This is a genomic window from Bacillus sp. FG16 (assembly GCF_057809515.1).
Genome location: NZ_JBMDKC010000270.1, coordinates 1 through 1,051, shown reverse-complemented (window position 1 = coordinate 1,051; position 1,051 = coordinate 1). Strand labels below are relative to the sequence as shown.

The following is a 1,051-nucleotide window of genomic DNA, read 5'->3' as shown; positions in this document are numbered from 1 at the left end:
TGAATATAGTCCTTTCAGCTCATCTATTAATTGCTTCAGTATGTGTACAAGAAGGAAATTGAGAGCAACCAAAAAACTTATTATCATTTTTCTTTGAATACCGAATAACTAATTGATTTTTACAAACCGGACATTTCCGTTCTGCTGGATTGACTTGCTCATACACATCTTTCGCTTTTTGTTCTGGATTCACTTTGTTAATCAAATTCTGAAGTTCAAAACGATCAATGAGTTTCACCTGGCATGCTTTTGCTAATTCTTCAGCTTGTTTTGTAAATACACTATTGGTTACGATCCATGCCTCGTCAGCCTTGTAATATGCTTTTCCTGCATACACTTCTTGCACAGCTCGAATCCCAACTCGGTTCTTTATCCCATATCGTTTCGCCTGGATTACAATACGATTTTTTCCTTTTAATATGACATCCACGCCGTAGTCACAAGAGCGTTTTGTGACCTCTGGGCGGTATCCAAGCTCTCGAAAAAGGGCTTTTAAATATACCTCAAATTGAAATCCATCCATTTTGTCAATGTAATGAATTCCCGACTTCGCCATCCTCTTCAAGATTCGAATTTCACGTATTTTTCTAACACTCCATTTTAGGATATGAAAGCTAATATAAAGACCCATTCCATACAAAAAAAGCTGTAATATACCTGGCATCGGTAATGTATTAGACACTTCGCTCCATCTCCTTTTTCTGTATTAGTTTCTTTTGCTGTACTTGCACTTGTTTATGAGGCTGTTGCTGTTTTTCTGTTGATTGTATGACTGCCTTCAGCGCATCATTCCAATCTTTCACCTGTGATGGAAGATGCATTTGGACACGTGGTGTAATTGTTAAAGCTCCCATCTTTTCCGTAAATTCTTTCCCCGCTTTATCATTATCTACTGCGAGGACAATTCGATTCACGGAAAGTCCTTCATCTTTTGCCTCTTTAAATGTACGTAGAACTGGTATATCAGTGATGAAAATTATACAAAAGCTCTGGGAATCTTATCAAATTTTCAACGACAAAATAGGCATGCTACCTATTGGGGCAATGGAAC

The 1,051-nt window shown here is 37.6% G+C and carries 1 protein-coding gene and 1 pseudogene; both read right to left on the bottom strand.

The features are described from left to right. Window positions 1-19: 19 nt before the first annotated feature. Window positions 20-682, bottom strand: a complete 663-nt coding sequence (locus tag ACODS7_RS32200; protein ID WP_488828630.1) for a restriction endonuclease — start codon at window positions 680-682, stop codon at window positions 20-22. After that, window positions 675-956: pseudogene (locus tag ACODS7_RS32195) on the bottom strand (toprim domain-containing protein); the annotation flags it as partial. The gene ACODS7_RS32200 and the pseudogene ACODS7_RS32195, both read right to left, overlap by 8 nt. Window positions 957-1,051 lie beyond the last annotated feature (95 nt).